Origin of the sequence: Maribacter luteus, assembly GCF_009674825.1 — a bacterium.
Classification (GTDB): Bacteria; Bacteroidota; Bacteroidia; order Flavobacteriales; family Flavobacteriaceae; genus Maribacter_A; species Maribacter_A luteus.
The window spans coordinates 151628-167733 of sequence record NZ_WKJH01000008.1 but is presented as its reverse complement, the minus strand read 5'-3'; the positions used below and the strand labels follow the sequence as shown (position 1 = coordinate 167733).

General features: G+C 36.3%; 16 protein-coding genes. 2 read left to right on the top strand and 14 right to left on the bottom strand.

Translation table 11 applies throughout. From position 1 onward, the window contains the following. Positions 1–2: 2 nt before the first annotated feature. Positions 3–1589, top strand: coding sequence for a RagB/SusD family nutrient uptake outer membrane protein (locus tag GJ691_RS11205; protein ID WP_154366911.1), 1587 nt, complete (start codon positions 3–5; stop codon positions 1587–1589). A gap of 19 nt (positions 1590–1608) precedes the next feature. Next, the gene (locus tag GJ691_RS11200) at positions 1609–2331 is read left to right on the top strand and encodes a hypothetical protein (RefSeq protein ID WP_154366909.1); all 723 of its coding nucleotides are present in this window, start codon (positions 1609–1611) and stop codon (positions 2329–2331) included. A 787-nt stretch (positions 2332–3118) separates the two neighbouring features. Here GJ691_RS11200 and GJ691_RS11195 read toward each other — a convergent pair. The 14 genes from GJ691_RS11195 to GJ691_RS11130 form a co-directional block, all read right to left on the bottom strand. After that, on the bottom strand, positions 3119–3634 hold the full coding sequence (locus tag GJ691_RS11195) for a hypothetical protein (RefSeq protein ID WP_154366907.1): 516 nt from the start codon (positions 3632–3634) through the stop codon (positions 3119–3121). 3 nt (positions 3635–3637) lie between these two features. Further along, positions 3638–4549 carry a helix-turn-helix domain-containing protein gene (locus GJ691_RS11190; protein ID WP_154366905.1) on the bottom strand — a complete coding sequence of 304 codons (912 nt, stop codon included), beginning with the start codon at positions 4547–4549 and terminating at the stop codon, positions 3638–3640. A 9-nt stretch (positions 4550–4558) separates the two neighbouring features. After that, complete coding sequence (locus tag GJ691_RS11185; protein ID WP_154366902.1) at positions 4559–5509, bottom strand: SDR family oxidoreductase; 951 nt, start codon at positions 5507–5509, stop codon at positions 4559–4561. 116 nt (positions 5510–5625) lie between these two features. After that, positions 5626–6291 (bottom strand): NAD-dependent epimerase/dehydratase family protein, encoded by a 666-nt coding sequence (locus GJ691_RS11180; protein ID WP_154366900.1) that lies wholly within the window; start codon positions 6289–6291, stop codon positions 5626–5628. A 7-nt stretch (positions 6292–6298) separates the two neighbouring features. After that, positions 6299–7210, bottom strand: coding sequence for a helix-turn-helix domain-containing protein (locus GJ691_RS11175; RefSeq protein ID WP_154366898.1), 912 nt, complete (start codon positions 7208–7210; stop codon positions 6299–6301). 389 nt (positions 7211–7599) lie between these two features. Continuing rightward, positions 7600–8010, bottom strand: coding sequence for a nuclear transport factor 2 family protein (locus GJ691_RS11170; RefSeq protein WP_154366896.1), 411 nt, complete (start codon positions 8008–8010; stop codon positions 7600–7602). A gap of 26 nt (positions 8011–8036) precedes the next feature. Further along, positions 8037–8495 (bottom strand): SRPBCC family protein, encoded by a 459-nt coding sequence (locus GJ691_RS11165; RefSeq protein WP_154366894.1) that lies wholly within the window; start codon positions 8493–8495, stop codon positions 8037–8039. Positions 8496–8594: 99 nt separating this feature from the next. Continuing rightward, entirely contained in the window at positions 8595–9554 is a 960-nt protein-coding gene (locus GJ691_RS11160) for an alpha/beta hydrolase (RefSeq protein ID WP_154366892.1), read from the bottom strand. Between the two features lie 111 nt (positions 9555–9665). Further along, positions 9666–10604, bottom strand: coding sequence for an SDR family NAD(P)-dependent oxidoreductase (locus GJ691_RS11155; protein ID WP_154366890.1), 939 nt, complete (start codon positions 10602–10604; stop codon positions 9666–9668). A 436-nt stretch (positions 10605–11040) separates the two neighbouring features. Then, the gene (locus GJ691_RS11150) at positions 11041–11511 is read right to left on the bottom strand and encodes a hypothetical protein (protein ID WP_154366888.1); all 471 of its coding nucleotides are present in this window, start codon (positions 11509–11511) and stop codon (positions 11041–11043) included. A gap of 461 nt (positions 11512–11972) precedes the next feature. After that, complete coding sequence (locus tag GJ691_RS11145) at positions 11973–12845, bottom strand: AraC family transcriptional regulator (protein ID WP_154366886.1); 873 nt, start codon at positions 12843–12845, stop codon at positions 11973–11975. 336 nt (positions 12846–13181) lie between these two features. Continuing rightward, entirely contained in the window at positions 13182–14453 is a 1272-nt protein-coding gene (locus tag GJ691_RS11140; RefSeq protein ID WP_154366884.1) for an alkaline phosphatase family protein, read from the bottom strand. A gap of 268 nt (positions 14454–14721) precedes the next feature. Next, positions 14722–15114, bottom strand: coding sequence for a response regulator (locus GJ691_RS11135; protein ID WP_154366883.1), 393 nt, complete (start codon positions 15112–15114; stop codon positions 14722–14724). Between the two features lie 217 nt (positions 15115–15331). Next, on the bottom strand, positions 15332–16099 hold the full coding sequence (locus GJ691_RS11130) for a hypothetical protein (protein ID WP_154366880.1): 768 nt from the start codon (positions 16097–16099) through the stop codon (positions 15332–15334). Positions 16100–16106: the final 7 nt, after the last annotated feature.

Sequence of the window (16106 nt, the reverse complement as noted above, 5' to 3'; positions counted from 1 at the left end):
CTATGTTGAAATATATAAAATATAAAGATTTAAAGAACTTTAAAATTGCCACATGTGCTTTAGTACTTATGATTGGAGCATGGTCATGTGATGATTTGGTAGATGAAGAGCCTATTAGTGATATAGGCAAGGACTCATTTTATGAAAACAATGATGATTTGTTCGCAGCATTAACATCTGTCTATGATGGGATGCAGGCATTCTATAAAGATCAATATTTTTATTGGGGCGAATTTAGGGCCGATAATCATTTGCCAACAGGTGCCAGTGCAAATAACGATGAAATAGCCAATAACGTAATATCTGCAGGGAACGGAGCTGCTAGGTGGGGAGATTTGTACGCTACGGTACTTAGAGCCAATGCGGTAATCAACAATGCTCCAAATATTGTTGGGTATAATGAAGATTACGTTGCAGAGGCACTTGCTATTAGGGCAAAATCGTACTTTGATGCAGTGAGGGTTTGGGGCGATGTTCCCGTTTTTACAGAGCCTGTTAACGGATTCGATGATTCATTCAAACCAGTTACCGATGCCAGCACGATAATCAATGATATAGTTATTCCTGATATGATAAGAGCTCAAGAACTTAGCACAATCCCGTCTGCTGAATTTAGATTTTCCAAATCAAGCATTTATGCGCTTCAAGCCGAGGTATATCTGTATTTAAAAGATTATCCAAAGGCAAAAACGGCAATAGAATCCTTAATCGACCTAGGAACGCACCGTTTGGTTACAACACCACAGGAATGGAGGGATCTGTTTTACAATAGTAATACCGATGATGAACCCTTTGGAAAGATACAAACGGGGCCGGAATTGATTTTTTCCATTAAATATGATGCTGTAGGCGAAGAAGCTGGCTCAGGAAATCCGAACAGATCGGGAATTGCGCAATTATTCCGTGGTGGAATTCCATCCTACCTTATGTCGCCCGACGTTGAAGCTAAGTGGGTCGAAAAGTTTCCTACAGACTCAACAGCATGGGTAACAAAATATCCTGGTGTTGATCCCGCTACTACAAGAACAGTGATTGTAGACGATGGTATGGGGGGTACCATGGAAGAAGAACGATTTAATTATGGGGATTGGAGATATTTTTATTCTCGCCAAAGTGGTTACTCCGGATTAGGTTCACTTCTTACAGGAGAGGCAAAAACTGGAAAATGGGGTGATACGGTGTATCCTTCCAATGAAGATGAAACCGACGTAGTAGTGTACCGTTATGCTGATATGATTCTATTATTGGCCGAAATTGAGAATGATCTTAATGCCGACGGAACAAGGGCATTGGAGCTCATAAATGATATCAGAACGGCAAGGCAATTACCCCAAGTGGATGCAATGGAATTTGGGGCAACCCAAGCTGAACGTCTTGATTTTATATTAGAGGAACGTCGCTTTGAATTATTTGGTGAAGCTAAAAGATGGTGGGATTTGGTCAGAAATGATAAGGCCATAGAAACTTTGACTCCTATTATACAAGCTAGGGGTATTTCTGATCCATTGACCCAAGAGCGATTATTATGGCCAATTCATAACGACCATCTCTTGGAAAATCCTTTATTATCTCAAAATGCAGGATATTAAAATAAAAAAAATAATACGTATGAAAACATTTGTTAAAATAAAATTTGTATTACTACTATGCATAGGTATATCGCTCATTTCATGTGACCTAGAGGTTCAGGACACCTATAATTTCGAAAGTGGAGCCGTATTTTCAGATCCATTTGAAAATAATACCGCATGGGAATTTATTGAGTCTTTAAATGGTGTAAATGAAGATGGCACCTTAGATGGCGAACACTTTCAATATATGGAAGCGGCCATAAGGAAAGCGGAAATGATCGATGTCTTTAATCAAACTGCGGATACGCTAAGAACCTATTTGTTATTGAACAATAATGCTTTCATAGGAGCAGGAAATGTCAATCAAATAGTGACTGGTCTTAGTGGTACGGCTTTGGAAGATGCTGAAACCAACCTAACTCCGGATGAGTTGATGGAGTTTGTGGATACACCGGAAAAACTGGAAAAGCTAAGAACAATACTAAAATATCACATCACTATGGATTATGTTCTGCAAGTTCCAACTTTAGGGGTTACCGGGACCTTTTACGTTTTTCAAACACTCGTTCCCGGTGATGATGGCTTAATTGCTTATAGTAGGGATGAAGATTGGGATATCAAAGTAAATGACAGAGGTGCTCCATTACCAAGTTCAGCTTATTCTGGAGGTTGGAATGAAAACGTACGTAACCACAACTACGTCTTTTCCAATGGTGTTGGTCATATACTTAATGACCCGGTTAGAAATCAGCCCTATTAATCTATGAATATTCGTAGAATAAAAATGGAAATATTTTAGTTAGAGTTTATTGAGTTAGTCACTAGTATCCCCTTTATAGTAATGAAAATTACTGTAAAGGGGTTTTTTCTTAATAGCATTAATATAAAATAGCATTGTTTCGCCGTATCCGATTAATGATTTTAATCACTATTTTTTAGGTTTATTGTTAATAGTGCCATTTAACTATATTAAATAAATGATGCAGGATTCTGTTAGTAAATTTTTAAATAAAATACACATACCAAATCAATCAAAATTATATACCACATTTCTGAATTAGAATGCAATAAGAATTACCCATTTATTGTAAACAATATTTTAGCTTTAGAAGTTTAAGAAAAAACAATCCAAACTTCATAATTTTCATTGAATGAATGTTAAAGTTTGAAAAATAATATTTTTCCAGATTGGTTGATGAGCTATTATTCTTTTTATCAAGAATTTGAAACTCGCGTTCTGTTTTCAAAAAAACACCAGTTTAAAACACTGTTTATCATACAGTTACATGTTCGGTGCGTAAATCGGTGCGTAAAACATCTACCAAATACGATAAATTACTGTATTTCGGCTAGTTAGAAACTTTAGGATAGTTCCTCTTTCTCCGCAAAAAGAAACCCATAACGTGAGTTATGGGTTTTTTGTTTTATAGAAAGTTTAAACGTAGTTAAATAAAAGTAAGGAAGTGAGAAAACCTCTAAAAGCGGCTTATTTCGGTCTCTTTTGTCAGAGAATGGGCTTGTATCCGGGTTTAAAATGATATGTACAGTTATTTTTCGACTTCAATTCCTATATTCATCAATTTCAATTCTTTATGGTAAGTTTCCATTCTTGCGTATGCGGTTCCGTCAACTAACATGATGATGATTAGCATGGCAATTGTTGTGATACCAATAGCCCGCCAAGTTGGTGCATTAATGAGTAATATTATTAATGCGGCAATAATTATTAGAATTGGAATGACCTTGAAAACAACTGTGTATTCCTTTAATGTACTTTCGGTACGTTCAATTTCAGATTGGTAAAAGGCAGGAGCATCAGCATTAAAAGCATTTTCAAATTGGGTAATCCTTGATTTGTTGGTGTAAAATAAACCAAGTCCTATGGTCATAAGTAAAACACCTACCACCAATGTCGGTATAATGTATGCCTTTGCCAAATCCGTTTTTCCCAACTGCCAAAACCCAACGCTTCCAACTAAAAACAAAAGTGCAAAAAGGATGAAGAAACGTGTTGAAAAAACTTCGGATTTCGCCCATTCAGTGGCTAATTTTAATAATTCCATAGCTTAATTGAGTTTATATTTATCTCTAAATTCGGTTGGACTTATACCTTCTTTCTTTTTAAACAATCTAGAAAAATAAGGTGGATATTCAAACCCTAATTCATAAGCCACTTCTGAAATACTCTTGTCGGGTTGTAATAAAATATTCTTTGCTTCATCTATTAAATGCAAGTGTAAATGCTCTGTTGTGGTTTTACCCGTTTCTTTTTTAAGTGTATCACTTAAATAACGTTGTGATACCGACATTTCATCCGCGATTTGTTCTATGCTCGGAATACCCTTTTCCTGTAGTTGACCGGATTCTAAATAGATAGCTATTTGCTTATTGAACTTTTCCAATAAATCATTAGACAGTTCTTTCCTGTTTAAAAACTGTCTTTCATAAAATCGATTGGCATATTTTAATAGCGTGTCCAAATGGGAAACAATAATGTCTTTACTAAATGCATCGTGGTTGTTTTGATACTCTATCTCAATATTTTCCACTATGGACCCTAACTGCTTTTCTTCTTTGGGGGAAAGGTGTAACGCTTCATTTACCGCGTACGAAAAGAAACCGTATTTTTTGATCTGTTGTGCAAGTTCGGTTCCTTTTAAAAAATCTTCGTGAAAGTTTATTGAAAAACCTTTTTGCTCAAAGACCACACTATTGTCCCATTGTAACACTTGTCTTGGTGCAATACATATCAAGGCCCCGTTCGTAAAATCATACTTTGTTCTACCGTAGTTTAAATTTCCTTCTACATATTTTTTGAAACTAATGGAATAACAATCATTTGTAATAGGTGGTGAACTTTCCCTTGGACAAGGTAAGTAACCATCACCTTTTGAATTGAACACACTCAACATAGGGTGCTCTGGTCTAGGCAGTCCTATATAATCCAAATACGATGATAATGTTTTGAAATGTTGCATATTACAAATTTAGATATTCCATTTTACACCTGTTTCCTTTTCTGAAAGTTCCCATAGTCTCTTGGCTACCGCTTTATCTTTGGCGTGCGGCTCCAATTTATGTTCTCCTACGGGACCTGTCCAGTTATTTCTACCAGTAGGGCCGTAAAAACCATTTTGATCAAGGTTCGGTTCTGTGGCACACATCACTTGTGGGTAAGCACCTTTTTCCGCTGATTGTACCAATGGGGACAACTTCATTAATTGCCAAATAAAGCGTGTCATTAAACTGCCGCTGGTCTTAATGAGTGAAGTTCTGGAAGCACCTGGATGGCAGGCATACACTTTTACATTGGTTTTCCCGGCTTTTTTTAATCTATCCTGTAATTCGTAAACACACATGATCTGTGCTAACTTACTTTGGCTGTATACATCATTGGGACCGTAGTTCCTGTCCCAGTTCATATCATCGAACTGTATGGTTTTGATTCCTAGATTATACCCCATACTACCAACAACGACTATTCTACCTTCAGATGCTTCAATTTGTGGATAAAGCATTCCTTGCAATAAAAAGTTGCCGTAGTGGTTTACACCAAGCTGGCTTTCAAAACCATCAACCGTAAATGTTTGTTTGGGCACTTGGGCAATTGCAGCATTACAAATTAGTGCATCAATCTTCGATACTGTTTTAAGAACTTCCCCAGCCGCTTTTTTAATGGAAGCTTGCTCAGCCAAATCCATTTGTATGGATGTTACATCTATGGTATTACCAAGTTCTTGTTTTAAAACTGCAATAGTATCTTCTGATTTTTTTTTGTTTCTATTGAGCATTATCACCTTTGCTCCTTTTGATAGCAAGATTTTCGTTGCCTCAAAACCTGTTCCACTTGTAGTACCGGTTATGACATATGTTTTGCCTTTTAAATTTTTGATTCTATCGGGTGTCCACCCTTTTTTGCCAAATGTATTTGTCTGCATTGTTGCCTGTTTTATATGTTTTAAAGAATAGGACAAAGATCGGATGCATCTGGTCTAAGGTACGTATACAAATTTTCGAATGTTGTATACTTTTTGGTGGATTGAGGTGGATTTATCTACTTAATATCTGCGACCTTATTAATATCAGCCCCTTCCAAATGCTTCAATGATTGAGGGTGATCGTATAAATTAATCATTGCCCTACCTATTCTTGTGGTTGTAGTGACCGATTTCATCCGCCTCATTAATGGAAATAATGGACGGGTAACAACATAGAGCATATGGTATAATTTTGTATTCGATTTTGTACCACGTTCTGGTAAAATAGCCCCAGGACGAAACATATAGGCATCTTTAAACCCCATATTCAAAATCATATTTTCGGTTTTACCTTTTACACGTGACCACATTGTGCTACTCTTCTCTGTACTATCAGTACCTGCACCCGACACATAATTAAAAACCATGTTAGGGTTTATGCTATATAATACTGTTGCTAAAGCTTTTGACATGGTATATGTAATTTCAGTAAATTTTTCTTCGCTCATTCCAGCACTTGATACACCCATACAATGAAAACATGCATCGTAACCTTCAAGTTGCCCTTTTATTGAGGTAAAGTCCCTGAAATCTTTATGAATAACTTCTTTAACCTTGGGATGGGATATATCTAAATGTTTTCGATTAATAAGTAATACCTGTTCTAACGAAGGGTCATCAATACACTCCAGTAAAACCCCTTTACCCAACATTCCTGTTGAACCTGTTATTATAGCTTTCATTTCGTTTCTAGTTTAAAGTTCTGTATTCCGAAGGACTGTATCCTGTTTTCGATTTAAAAAGTTTGCTGAAATGCTGTGGATATTCAAAACCAAAATCGAAGGCAATTTCACTAACAGATGAGTTTGATCCCAGGAGTTTTGTTTTAGCCTGCTCAACCATATACAATGTAATATGTTCTTTTGTACTTTTCCCGGTTTCCACCTTTAACAGATCACTCAAATAGTAGCCCGACATATTGAGAGCCTCACCACATTGTTGTACTGTCGGTAGGCCTTGATTTATTAATAACCCCGATGCAAAATAATCTTTCAGGAATTTTTCAAATCGAACCAGGTAGCCTTTATTAAGGTTTGTTCTTGTATAAAACTGACGGTCATAAAAGCGGTTACTGTACTTTAACAAACTTTCTAAGTTAATGTTAATGAGTTCTTGGGAATGCTTATCTATATTATCACTAATCTCTCTTTTAATATTATTGATCAGTTCAAGGAGAATACGTTTTTCTTTTTCCGATACATGCAAAGCTTCATGGGTTCCATAATCAAAAAATAAATATTCAGAAATGGTTTGGGCGAGATTCGAATGCCTGATAAGGTCGGGATGAAACACAATTGTCCAACCTTCTTCTTTTTCCACACTATTTTCTTGTCCAGCTTCAAAAGCAATAACCTGCCCAGGAGCAGTATAGATCAAAGTTCCTTCTTGATAATCGTAAGAATTACGACCATAAAGCATTTCGCACGACTTCATCGTTTTTAGACTTATCATATAGAGGTTTACCCTATATTTACCATTGTGCACTTCAACATTAGGATTATCACTTGTAGAAAAAATCGAAATTAGGGGGTGCTGCGGACTTTGGAGTTCCAATACCTTATGTACTTCGGAAATTCGATTTATATTGATTATACTTTCCATACTATAAAAATAATGCTTTATGAACTTTTTGGTTTTGATATTTGTTACTTCCCCGAATGATATTTTTACTTGAAAGCCATTGAAGACTTTCATGCCCTGCCATCCCTATGTTCAAGCCAATAAAATTAGCAGCTGTTCCTTTATTTATTTATTATAAGGTAATAATAAGCCGTCTTAACCATAACAACCTTAGTACCTCCCTAGAATACATTTACTTCGTCATCAGCTATTTTTGGCTTAAATGCCGTACTTGAAGTGCCTATTGAAAATTTCTTGGTTGAACCCAATATAAAATGCATTGCTGAAATCTTTTGAATCCCTTGCTTTCGGTTTAACTGCTGCGGTTTATCCAGTCCCAGGCCCCGCCGTAAAATTTTCGATTATCACGCTTATTCCCCAAAGAATGTATAGCTGGCATGTTTCGTATCCATATACTCTTTCCACTCCTGTATTTTACCATCACGTATTACTAATAAAAAATGGAAAAAGTTGTTATATGTTTTGCCACTAACATGCTCACCATAGGTTTCAGCTTCAACAGCAACACGGTCGCCTTCGGCAGTCATAGCTTTTGGAGTAAGAGACATTCCATTGGGGAACATGGCTTGGTTTCCTGTTTCCAAACCTCTTACAAAGTCTTTGGTGTGATTGCCTGATATGGGCATATCACCAGCTACCCAAACTTTCGCATCATCGGCAAATGTTTCTGTTACATAACTCCAGTTGCCATCTGTAATGGCTTTAAATACTGCATTTACTATAGCTTTGTTTTCTTCTAATTGCTTTTGTGAATTTTCCATTTTATTCTCTTTTTTATTCCGTTGAACTACAATTTATGATACACCTTATAACCCTTTTCCCAAATAGGCACCATTTTACGCATACGTGAACTAAATATGTATTTGAACAACCAATTTGTGCCAAATGGTTTGGGGGAAAAACTACCTTTATAGGTTAGAAGTAGTCCATTATCCTTAGATTCAAAGAAGAACTCACCTACATAGTTTTTTACCGGCATTCCACCCGGGCGTACCGCATAACTAAAATAATTGGGAGCTTCAAAGCCTACAATATCTTCTTCAAGCTTTATATTTCCGATAGTTAGTTTTCGTACCGCTCCCAAACCTGATGGGTGTTCTTCACCTTCTTTGAGTAATGCAACCTCACCGATCATTATATCAGACTGGGTATACCATTCATGGTCTACATGAAATTCCCAAAACTTCCGTGGTTCAAACCCTGGATAGAAATGAGTGAACTCGAATGTGGTTTTTGACTCTGCCATCGTCTTCCATTTAATAAATATTACCCTGCAAATTTCATTATTTAGGCATTCGTACTTGAATACATTTTAAGGATTGACGAATACTTTTTCCGGAATTGATCAAACTAAGTGTTTATTGAAGAATGCGCTTAAAGCATCAGCTCCTTCTGCTACATATTCTGGCTTGTCGTAGGTGCTAAAATGAGTACCGTTCTTTATGATTTTAATTTCAGCAGGTCCATGTGTTTTCGCTTTAATAAAGCGCTCAGTAAATTCACGTGTAAAGGCTTTCTCTCCCACAACACCTAGATAAGGAATAGCTATTTGGCCAGCATAGTCGAGGCCATGTGAGCGTGCAATCTGCCCAAATGAAAAAGGCACCAGGTGGTTGGTGTAAGTTGGCCATTCCGCTTTTCTACGACGGAAATAGTAATCATATTGCTCACAAATAAAAACCCCAGCTTCTGCAGGTGGCGCTTCGTTCATATCGGGCATAAGCATATCATCGGGCACAGCGATTCCTGTTTCAAAGTACTGTTGTCTTGCTTCTTCTGATTTAGCATACATAGCCTTTCTCATTTCTTCAGGCACTAAGGGGTTTGTAACCGTTGCTTCGCGCAAGCTAAAGTGACCACTGACAGTACCAAAAGCCTTTACTCGTCTATTACTTTGCAATGCATCGGCTATGTATGATGAGCTATTACATATTCCCAAAGCACCAATACGATTACTATCAACATTTTTATGGGCAACTAAAAAGCTAATCGCATTTTGTATATCTTCTGTCTTCGATGCTGGGTCTTCGTACTGTCTGGGTTCCCCTTCACTCTCTCCAAAAGTCCTGTAGTCAAAGGCCAAAACAATAAAACCCCTTTCGGCCAAAGCTTTGGCAAAAACACCAGGTGACTGTTCTTTGATAGTTGCCATTGGTCCTCCGGTAACAATAGCCGGATATTTCATATTAAAGTCGGTATCTACAGGGAAGTAAAGATGACCCACAATAGTAGAACCAACACTTTTAAAGGTTACATTCTTTCTAATGAACTTTTCTGTTTTTAATGTTTCCTCTCGATTTTCCATTTTACTTTATTTTAAAATTTTGTCCGCTATAAATTTCCATAATCGGATAGGCTCGCATGTATATATTTTAGGGAAGGATGTATACTTTTTCCGTATTACTTGATTGTTTTCTTACAACCACTTTTTCAGTGCCTTTTCACTAATCTTTTTCAAGTGATTTCGCTTAGATTCAATTTGAGCCTCCTTGTGTGGAGGTTTGATTTTATCTTCAGAGACATAAACACCCGTTTTGCCTTCGTACTCAGACGAAATTGCTAATCGAATAATCCGGTCTGCACCTACTTCTGTAGGCGATGCCATTACATTCATAAAAAACTGCATCATCTTTTCTGGCCCTTCAAGGTTGCTCAGTAGGTTTGATCTTATATATCCTGGATACAGGTAATTTACCGTTACTCCTTTTCCTTCAAGTTTTTTAGCTAAGTCGATAGAAAACATATTCATTGAAAGCTTCGCTTGCGTATAGCTGTCAACAGTATCAAAATTCAATTTTGATTCAATGTCATCAAAATCTATTTGCTTAATAAAGTTGGTATTGGTGGTAAGATTCACAATACGCGAAGGTGATGACTGTTGAATTCTAGTAAGTAAAAGCTTAGTTAACAGAAAACCTCCTAAATAATTGACTGCCCAATTGGTCTCAAAACCATCAGAAGTAAATGTTGGTTTTGTCATATTGATACCAGCATTATTAATTAAAACATCAATTTTGCTATACTCTGCTAAAATTCTTTCTGCACAATTTTTAACACTATCCATAGAAGCCAAATCGCAAATTTGAAAACCTAATTTACCTGAACCTCCTGTTTTGATTATTTCATTGATTACATTTTCTATTTTTGTTTTATTGCGCCCAAGAACTACAACATGTGCTCCCATTTCATAAAGCATTTCTACCGCCACACGCCCCATACCGTCAGTCCCTCCGGTAAAAACAATTGTTTTTCCTTCTAAATTTTTATCTTTTTCAGGGATTGCATATTCGGGATTAGGTTTTCTTCGTTGCGGAAGAAATAAGTTTACTAATATCCCAAGTTTTGAATTTGCCATGGTTCTTCTTTTTAAGATTACATTGCAAATTTCTATTGAAAGGCTTTTGAATATGTATATATTTTAAGGAAGTAGGTATACATTTTCCGGAAAAGTCTTTATAGAACTTTAAAAGTGCCCATGCATACACTGAAAAACATAGCGTACATTGCGGACCCAACTGTCCTGGAGGGTAGAAGGGTCAGAAATATTATTTTTATTGCACCACACTTCACTCAAGGAACTAATATTTTCATTCCCATTTTCAAGTTCCCATCGGGATTCAATGTTGTTAAGTACATGGTTCGGCCATAACCTGTTGTACGGCAGCCGTGTTAGCAATGGGTAAATTGGGGTGTTGGCAATACAGGGCTATTCCGCCCAATACCAAGTCATTGCCAAAAAACAGGGATTTCCGTTTAGGAGAGGCCAATGACGTTTCCCATTATTAAAACGATCATACCTTATGGTTTTCAGAGTATAGATATTCCCTGAAATTGCGATAGAGTCTTTTTTCCTCGCTCCTGAAGATAAATAGAACCAAGATAAAGACCAAAGGAAAAACAAAGTAAAAAGGCACGGGTATCCCTAAATCCATTGTAAGCTCAAGAATCAACATGATTATAGGAATAACCAGGATCATAAGCAATCCGTACTTAAACTTTGTGACTAATACTATATCCGTCTTATCCTCTGTCAATTCAGACAGTGTTTCATATGCTATTACCGCACTTTTCGCATTGTTATTTATATCAAAAACATAGTTCGTTCCAATAGAGGAATTCAAGCTTATCATGAACTTATTATCCGAAAGCCATTGAAGGGAAAAACTTTTTTGTTCCACATCCAATAGTGTTTTCAATTCCGCAATTCCAACATCGGCCACGATACTTTCAAAAGTAATTGCCAAATGGTCAAATAAGTTCATATATGCAGATATTTTAATGCATTACAATATGTTTGTTCAAGGTTCGCACTGTGGTATAAAGACCTAATTTAGCACATTCGAACCACATACCAAATCTACTAGTCCCGATGCGTCGGGATTCGTAAATTGGTCAGCACTCGCAATAAATTTTACCAGGTGTCGCAGGTAGTGCGTGTTTTTATCCAATGTCTGTTTTTTTCAGTAAAGTAGAACCATCAAATAAAGTCCGTAATACCATGTCTGCGTTCAATGTTATTGATTTATTGGTGTTTCACATCTTCTCAATTGGTACTTTCTATTTATAAACGAAGAGGAATCATCTAATGTAGCTGCAGAACGAGTCCTGAACACCTTGCACGCAAAGATTATTTTTGTAGGTATTGGCACCTGTTCGTTTACTTATTCGATCGTTCCCTTCTATATCAAAATGAATTTGTACAGGTTGGGTAATACGCTATTCGCTACTGAACAAGGGTCTTTAAATTACTCCTGTATTTTGAAGCACTTTCCCCTGTAATTTCCTTGAACATTTTATTAAAGTGCGAAAAACTGTTGAAACCACATTCGTAACATATATCGGTAATACCCAGTTGGCTTTCCTGAATTAATTTAGTGGCATGTACAATTCGATATTCATTGACCAATTTCGTAAAGGTCTTTCCTGTTACCCTTTTAAAATATCTACAAAAAGAAGGAACGGTCATACTTACCGCGTCCGCAACTTCTTCCAAAGCTATCTGATTTTTAAAATTGTTATTTACGTATTTATAAATGATATCTATTTTTAAAGTGTTCTGTGGTTCCACTTCAAAATTGAATCCTTCCGGATTCAGTATTCTATAATCATCGGATAGGGACAAATCGTGGAGTACATCTAAAAACTTTATGATTTTTTCATATCCTTGATAATTTACCAATTCCTCAATTTTCGGACCTATTTCCTTCTTGACGATCGGATTGAACAACAATCCTTTATTTGCCTTCTCAAAAAGGGTTTTGATATTTTTCATTTCAGGGATATCAAAAAAAGCATCTCCTAAGAAGTCTTTCTTGAATTGAATAATGGTTTCCATGCCATTGTTGGTAATACCATCGGTAAACCCTTTATGTGGCAAGTTCTCCCCTATTAAAAGTAGCTGACTATTATTGAAATAAGAGATATGGTTTCCTACATGTCGTTTTCCATGTCCTTTATTCACATAGTGTAACTCCAATTCCGGGTGAAAGTGCCAAAAGGCAGTTTTACTATCCAACCTCTCGGTACGTTGCACCATCAGAATTGAATTCCCAAACTCAGAGTTTAATTTTTTATATACCGGTTTATTTAAAAGCATAGTCTAAAATATTTTCAAAGATAGTGCCTTCTATGAATAAAAATGAAACAAAATTAACCTTATTGTGATTCATATTGCCCTATTTATATAAAAAATACCATTCACAGGTTAATATTCTATACAAAATAGCCCTACTTGATGAATTTGAACATCATAATTCAAAAAACAAGTTCTCCCTTTATTTATGAAATTGGATTGGATTGCCAATAGTATTTGCCATAAGAATGGGTAATTCTACTTCTGGAAAGTTTGCCTTTTAAATGATCCATGAAATCAGTATTCCGTCCTCTAGCCATTGTCATGGGTTCAGAGATTGGAATTAAGGTAGATAATGGATTAGTCGGTTTTTAGAACACTTTTTATTTCATTTAAATCCCCATCAATATCACTGGGAATATCCAGACCTAAAATCTCACAAATTAAAGGGTAGATATGGATGTTCTTTACAGAAGGGGCAACATACCCTTTTTTAAAAGCGGGTCCGTTGGCATAGAAAATACCGTGCATATCTTTATACTTAGGGTCATACCCATGAACCCCGATGGTACTGATCGATTTTTCGTTCAACATTTGAATTCTTTGCGAGCTTGAGAAATAATACCCCAGATCGGGAATCACCTGAATGCTTCCCCAATCTTTATTTTTGGGGGTATACTCAAAACCGGGAGTGTCTTGGGTCATGAAAACTTTAAAATTGCTTTCCCTCTCCTTTAAGTAATCATAAACAGTTTCCACGGTCGTAGGGCCTTTTGGATGAACGTTTAGTATCGCCCCACTGTTGATTATGGTAAACAATTCGTCGTTCTCCAAATCCTCCACAGCCATCATGTTCTTGGTTTCCAAGGTTGCCATGCCATGGTCAGAAACTACGATGATATTCACGGGTAGCTCCGTTGCCCCAACACCCTTGAACAGGGCCCCCAGATTTTCATCCAATGCATAAAGGGCCTTTTTTATTTGTTCCTGATTGTCCGGACCGTATCGGTGACCCGTATCGTCCATATCCGAGAAATACAAAGTAATCATATGTGGGCGTTCCTTTTCGGGCAAGTCCAACCACTTTAAGGTTTCGGCAACCCGCACCTCATTCTTTACACTTCCGTCGTATTTATGATAATAGGTCGGGAATTTACCTTGAATATTTGCTTCTGAACCTACGAAAAAGTAACTGGCAGATACCATATTAGCCTTATCGGCCTGTACCCAGATAGGAGTTCCACCATAAAATGTACCATCCTCTACTATTTCCCTATTACCCATTTTATAGTCCATCCCTTTTTTATAACTGTAAAAATTATTACTTATGATACCATGTTTATCAGGATACATTCCTGTGGCTATGGTATAATGGTTCGGGAATGTTTTCGATGGAAAAGAAGGTATCAACGACTCGGCCTTTACCCCGTTCCGTATAAATTCCGTGAGATATGGGGGGTTATACTTTTCGACGTAATCCCAACGAAAACCGTCCAAGGAAACCATAATAACATAAGGTTTTTGAAGGGAAGCTTCCGAATTTTGGGTCAAAGCCGGTGCCGATAAATTGGAAGAGGATTTACAAGATAAAATTAGTACAACAAGAAGGAGAAATAAATACGTATTCTTCATTTTAAGGGTATTATGGTTTCACCATACCAAACGGTCGGCTCTTACACCCGAAAAGTACAATTTTCACCAGTATTACCTAAAAAAATACACAAAAAAAGCCCTGCATGGTTATTCTGGTTTTAGAATAACCGCAGGGCAAATTTTATCCGTTCAAAAAAGTCGATCTTTTAATGAACCAAAGTCGTCTATATCTCCTTTAGCCCTTTTATGAACTTGCTATAAATCCATCAATAGGGATAAAATTGAAAGTTTCGCAATACCCTATAAATTAGGCACTACGCTTTTTTTCGGTATATTTTCTTAGTTTTTCAATCTGTAGAGGTTTGGCAACATAATCCAATACATATTGGGGAAATTGTTCGGCCAACGTTCTATCTTCTTCAGATTGGGAAGAAGTTACTATCATAACATCGATGTTGGTAGGAAAATCTTCCAGTACCATGAATTCCAAAAATTCATATCCGCTCATCACTGGCATACTGATATCCAATAAAACCAATATCGGTTCAGACTTCTTTACATTGAAACGTAGGTCATCCAAAGCCTCTTCAGGGTCGGTAAAAGACTTTGTTTTGTCTTCAAGCCCAAGCTTTCTTATCAATACTTGATGCACCAAGTTCACCATTTCCATGTCATCCACTAAATAAATCTCAGTATACATAATCGCCCATTTTTAAGTTCACTTACAAAACAAAGACAGTTTAGAATAATTTTGTAAGAAATGTTGTAAACTATCGTTTTTCATATATCAAATAAGAAAAGAAAGTGGTCTGATCTTCTAACTTATACCATTTAAAACACAATAACTAAAAGGGTTTAGTTATAAATGATATTCATAAATCAACCAATCCACTTGTCGAACATTGAGTAGTACATTGTTATTCCCAAATCAGGCTTTTTGTATTCAAAGAATCCAATAAATGTTTAGAGATTCCTATTTCCTCACGGATTCTTCTATTCACATCTTCCTTGTAAATAGAATCCCTTGAATAAAAAGCCATTAAATAATCTATATATATGTTTCTTTTTTCCTTTATAGTCTCATCTCTAATGGTTTTTATCATAATGGAATCACCTAACTGTGCGGCCAAATTTATTTTGGCAATTTTAAAATCATTGAAGATTTGATGACTCTCAGGTATTTGTTCCAATGCGTAAAGAGCAGAATAATAATCCCCATTGTTCATTGCAAATTGGTAAGCCTCAAATGCTCTATTAGCTGAATGTCGGTTGGCTGAAAAAGCATTATGCTCAATGTTCAATAAAACCATTTCCCGCATACTATCGCTAAACCAACGATCTTCTTTGATGCTATATATATCCGATAGATAAGGAGTATCATTATGAAAATCGATCCTATATTTTGTGAAATAGTAAAAACCATCCTCTATAAGTAAATAAGTGACTTCAGCATAATTATCTATAATAGCCGTTTTAATATGCTTTAATGTCGCTCCTGAATGCTTTACCTTATTTATCAGGTTTAAATTGGCGTTCAGAATGGCACTTTTGACATTGGTTTCATAAATATGATTGAATACACTATAACCTATATCACCTAATTTTCCGATTCTTTTTTTAAAAAGGGTATGACTCCAAGATTCCTTGATAAATTCGAATTCAAAATTATTTAGGGATTGATTCAATTCTACA

Excerpts from the sequence above, each read along its gene's own strand:
- GJ691_RS11155 (WP_154366890.1), bottom strand. The coding sequence starts at position 10,604 with ATGGCAAATTCAAAACTTGGGATATTAGTAAACTTATTTCTTCCGCAA.
- GJ691_RS11190 (WP_154366905.1), bottom strand. The coding sequence starts at position 4,549 with ATGCAACATTTCAAAACATTATCATCGTATTTGGATTATATAGGACTG.
- GJ691_RS11170 (WP_154366896.1), bottom strand. The coding sequence starts at position 8,010 with ATGGAAAATTCACAAAAGCAATTAGAAGAAAACAAAGCTATAGTAAAT.
- GJ691_RS11185 (WP_154366902.1), bottom strand. The coding sequence starts at position 5,509 with ATGCAGACAAATACATTTGGCAAAAAAGGGTGGACACCCGATAGAATC.
- GJ691_RS11165 (WP_154366894.1), bottom strand. The coding sequence starts at position 8,495 with ATGGCAGAGTCAAAAACCACATTCGAGTTCACTCATTTCTATCCAGGG.
- GJ691_RS11135 (WP_154366883.1), bottom strand. The coding sequence starts at position 15,114 with ATGTATACTGAGATTTATTTAGTGGATGACATGGAAATGGTGAACTTG.
- GJ691_RS11195 (WP_154366907.1), bottom strand. The coding sequence starts at position 3,634 with ATGGAATTATTAAAATTAGCCACTGAATGGGCGAAATCCGAAGTTTTT.
- GJ691_RS11145 (WP_154366886.1), bottom strand. The coding sequence starts at position 12,845 with ATGCTTTTAAATAAACCGGTATATAAAAAATTAAACTCTGAGTTTGGG.
- GJ691_RS11180 (WP_154366900.1), bottom strand. The coding sequence starts at position 6,291 with ATGAAAGCTATAATAACAGGTTCAACAGGAATGTTGGGTAAAGGGGTT.
- GJ691_RS11175 (WP_154366898.1), bottom strand. The coding sequence starts at position 7,210 with ATGGAAAGTATAATCAATATAAATCGAATTTCCGAAGTACATAAGGTA.
- GJ691_RS11150 (WP_154366888.1), bottom strand. The coding sequence starts at position 11,511 with ATGAACTTATTTGACCATTTGGCAATTACTTTTGAAAGTATCGTGGCC.
- GJ691_RS11205 (WP_154366911.1), top strand. The coding sequence starts at position 3 with ATGTTGAAATATATAAAATATAAAGATTTAAAGAACTTTAAAATTGCC.
- GJ691_RS11160 (WP_154366892.1), bottom strand. The coding sequence starts at position 9,554 with ATGGAAAATCGAGAGGAAACATTAAAAACAGAAAAGTTCATTAGAAAG.
- GJ691_RS11200 (WP_154366909.1), top strand. The coding sequence starts at position 1,609 with ATGAAAACATTTGTTAAAATAAAATTTGTATTACTACTATGCATAGGT.
- GJ691_RS11140 (WP_154366884.1), bottom strand. The coding sequence starts at position 14,453 with ATGAAGAATACGTATTTATTTCTCCTTCTTGTTGTACTAATTTTATCT.